This window comes from Natronospira sp. (assembly GCF_007134575.1).
GTDB classification, from domain to species: Bacteria; Pseudomonadota; Gammaproteobacteria; order Natronospirales; family Natronospiraceae; genus Natronospira; species Natronospira elongata.
This window is the reverse complement of record NZ_SLKM01000041.1, coordinates 1-3,493: the sequence shown is the minus strand read 5'-3', so window position 1 is coordinate 3,493 and position 3,493 is coordinate 1. Positions and strand designations below refer to the sequence as shown.

Below are 3,493 nucleotides of genomic sequence, written 5' to 3'. Positions count from 1 at the left end.
GTAGTCAGGGCAGTCAGTGGCGGTGAGAAGAAAGTTAAGCAATACATTGAAAATGAGATCGCCAGGCTGGGATTAGAAGATTATGTATCACAGGTACTTATCCCAACAGAAAAGGTCTATCAGGTTCGTAAAGGAAAGAAGATTAGCACAGAACGCAACTACTTTCCCGGATACGTACTGATAGAAGCTGTTTTGACGGGAGAGATTCCGCATATCATAAGGAATGTGCCGGGTGTGCTGAACTTCCTGGGCTCTGGAGGTGAGGCAGTACCCTTGCGTCCCGCAGAGGTGCAACGGATCCTTGGAAAAGTTGACGAATTGTCGGGCAAAGATGAAGAGTTAAACGTCCCCTATATCGTTGGGGAGACCGTCAAAGTTACAGATGGTCCGTTCAACAGTTTCTCAGGTGTAATTGAAGAGATCAATGAAGAAAAGAAGAAGTTGAAAGTGATGGTGAAGATCTTTGGTCGTAAAACACCTTTGGAATTAAGTTTTATGCAGGTAGAGAAAGAGTGATCCGGCACGCGGAAGCAAAAATTGCAAAATCCTATGACCGGATTATTTCTTGACTTGCTGAAAAATTCTGATCCCCTTATTTGAAAAACAATGAACAATGGCAAAAGAAGTTAGTGGAATAATTAAGCTGCAAATTAAAGGTGGTGCTGCAAATCCATCTCCACCCGTAGGCCCTGCATTAGGTGCCAAAGGGGTAAATATAATGGAGTTTTGTAAGCAGTTCAATGCCCGTACTCAAGATAAGGCAGGGAAGGTGATTCCCGTCATTATTACTGTGTTTAAGGACAAGTCCTTTAATTTCATTATCAAAACCCCGCCTGTTGCCGTGCAGCTGCTCGAAGCTGCCAAGCTTAAATCAGGCTCAGCCGAACCCAACAGAGCAAAAGTAGCAACCATTACATGGGACAAGGTACGGGTAATCGCTGAAGAGAAGATGCCAGACCTGAACTGCTTTACCGTTGAGTCAGCCATGAATATGGTGGCCGGGACAGCGCGCAGTATGGGAATACGTATCAAAGGGGAACGCCCTGCCAGTGCATAAAGCACAAGAGCATGGCTATGTATTATTAAAGCTTAACGCAATCAAAAAATGGCGAAATTAACGAAAAATACTAAAGAAGCTTTGGCAAAGTTTGACCGGAACGCTGTTTACACTTTATCTGAAGCCGCAGATGTCGTCAAAAAAATAACCTATACCAAGTTTGATTCCTCCGTTGACCTGGATATCCGCCTTGGTGTTGACCCCCGAAAAGCCAACCAAATGGTAAGGGGCGTGGTGACATTACCGCATGGAACAGGTAAAACCGTAAGAGTACTGGTGCTTTGCGGTCCCGAAAAGGAAGATGAAGCAAAAGAAGCCGGAGCTGATTACGTTGGCCTGGATGAATATGTAGAGAAGATCAAAGGCGGTTGGACAGACGTAGATGTGGTTATCACCACACCCAACGTGATGCCAAAGGTTGGTGCCCTCGGGCGCATCCTCGGGCCTCGCGGACTGATGCCCAACCCTAAAGCCGGCACTGTGACGATGGATATCGGTAAAGCCGTAACTGACATTAAAGCCGGTAAAATAGACTTTAAGGTGGATAAATTTGGTATTATCCATGCAGCAATCGGGAAAGTCTCTTTTGAGAAAGAAAAGATTGTGGAAAATGCCAAAGAACTCATCCAGACTATCCTGCGTTTAAAACCTGCTGCTGCAAAGGGAACATATGTAAAGAGCATTTATATGTCTAGTACCATGAGCCCAGGCATACAGGTTGAAACCAAATCAGCAACATTATAAACGAAAAGCTTTACAGCTTTAAAGTGTTACGATTTATGAGAAAAGAAGAAAAATATCAGATTATTGAATCGCTGGCAGAAAAACTGAAAAACAGTGATGTCATTTATCTGGCCGATACTTCTGGTTTGAATGTAGAAACTATCAACGGTTTGAGGCGTTTGTGCTTCAGACGAAATGTCTCGATGCAAGTTGTAAAAAACACCTTGCTGAAGAAAGCAATGGAGAGAAGCGAGAAAAACTTTGAACCTCTTTATGCAGCCTTGGTAGGACCTACCTCTGTGATGTTGTCAGATACTGGTAATGTACCTGCTAAATTGATCAAGGAATTTCGTAAAAAAGCAGAAAAGCCCAGTTTAAAAGCTGCCTTTATTGATCAGGCTGTTTTTATTGGCGACGATCAACTTGACGCACTCACAAAGATCAAATCAAAAGAAGAACTTATCGGAGATCTTATTGGATTATTGCAATCACCTGCCCAAAATGTTATTTCTGCCCTGCAATCGGGTGGCAATACCATTGCCGGAGTGGTAAAAACGCTTTCTGAAAGAGACGAAAGCTAGTATGAAGAAGAATTAAACAAGTAAAACCCAATTAAAACAATAAAAAAATGGCAGATTTAAAAGCTTTTGCAGAACAATTAGTTAACCTTACAGTGAAGGAGGTTAATGAGTTGGCAACAATTTTGAAAGAAGAATATGGTATCGAACCCGCAGCTGCTGCTCCCGTAGCCGTTGCTGCTGCAGGCGGTGACGCCGGCGGCGAAGCTGCTGAAGAACAAACCCAGTTTGATGTCATACTGAAAGCCGCCGGCCCATCAAAACTGGCTGTCGTTAAACTCGTGAAAGAACTTACAAGCCTCGGCCTGAAAGAATCAAAAGAACTGGTTGACGCAGCACCCAAAGCGATTAAGGAAGGAGTTACCAAAGATGAAGCTGAGTCGCTGAAAAAACAACTCGACGAAGCCGGGGCAGAGGTTGAGATAAAGTAAACCTGATTGTGCAAAGCACTAAAGAACAGACTTCTGCCGAATTTTTTATTCGATGTGGAAGTCTGGTCTTTATTGCCGGTATTTTTGTTTTTTCTTTTTAGTAACTTCAAACCTTCGAACCTTGGTAACAAAACAAAACACCGCAGAGAGAATTAGCTTCGGCACCGTTACAAAGCATTTCGACTATCCTGATTTTCTCGAAATACAAATAAAGTCCTTTCAGGACTTTTTCCAGTTGGAAACCACACCTGAAAACAGAAAAAACGAAGGCTTGTTTAAGGTGTTCAGCGAAAACTTCCCAATATCAGATGCCAGGAACAATTTCGTGCTGGAGTTTCTTGACTATTTCATTGACCCTCCCAAGTATTCAATTTCGGAATGTATCGAAAGGGGGCTTACCTACAGCGTGCCGCTTAAGGCCAAGCTCAAGCTGTATTGTACAGATCCCGAACACGAGGACTTTGAAACCATTATTCAGGATGTTTACCTGGGCATGATTCCATACATGACGCCACGTGGGACCTTTCTTATCAATGGAGCCGAAAGAGTTGTCGTATCGCAGCTGCACCGATCACCCGGCGTTTTCTTCGGAACAAGCGTTCACGCCAATGGTACGCAGCTCTACAGCGCCCGTATCATCCCTTTTAAAGGTTCATGGATAGAGTTCGCAACCGATATTAACAGCGTGATGTATGCCTATATCG

General features: G+C 43.6%; 5 protein-coding genes and 1 pseudogene. All 6 read left to right on the top strand.

Annotated elements, in window-relative coordinates:
• A partial coding sequence (gene nusG, locus ACJWXQ_RS01575; RefSeq protein WP_406672015.1) for a transcription termination/antitermination protein NusG occupies window positions 1–516 on the top strand: 516 nt, incomplete at its 5' end.
• Between the two features lie 97 nt (window positions 517–613).
• Window positions 614–1,057 carry a 50S ribosomal protein L11 gene (rplK, locus tag ACJWXQ_RS01570; RefSeq protein ID WP_406672014.1) on the top strand — a complete coding sequence of 148 codons (444 nt, stop codon included), beginning with the start codon at window positions 614–616 and terminating at the stop codon, window positions 1,055–1,057.
• A gap of 48 nt (window positions 1,058–1,105) precedes the next feature.
• On the top strand, window positions 1,106–1,801 hold the full coding sequence (gene rplA / locus ACJWXQ_RS01565) for a 50S ribosomal protein L1 (RefSeq protein ID WP_406672013.1): 696 nt from the start codon (window positions 1,106–1,108) through the stop codon (window positions 1,799–1,801).
• A gap of 35 nt (window positions 1,802–1,836) precedes the next feature.
• The gene (gene rplJ / locus ACJWXQ_RS01560; RefSeq protein WP_406672012.1) at window positions 1,837–2,361 is read left to right on the top strand and encodes a 50S ribosomal protein L10; all 525 of its coding nucleotides are present in this window, start codon (window positions 1,837–1,839) and stop codon (window positions 2,359–2,361) included.
• Between the two features lie 47 nt (window positions 2,362–2,408).
• Window positions 2,409–2,789 (top strand): 50S ribosomal protein L7/L12, encoded by a 381-nt coding sequence (rplL, locus tag ACJWXQ_RS01555; RefSeq protein ID WP_406672011.1) that lies wholly within the window; start codon window positions 2,409–2,411, stop codon window positions 2,787–2,789.
• A gap of 52 nt (window positions 2,790–2,841) precedes the next feature.
• Window positions 2,842–3,493: pseudogene (locus tag ACJWXQ_RS01550) on the top strand (hypothetical protein); the annotation flags it as partial.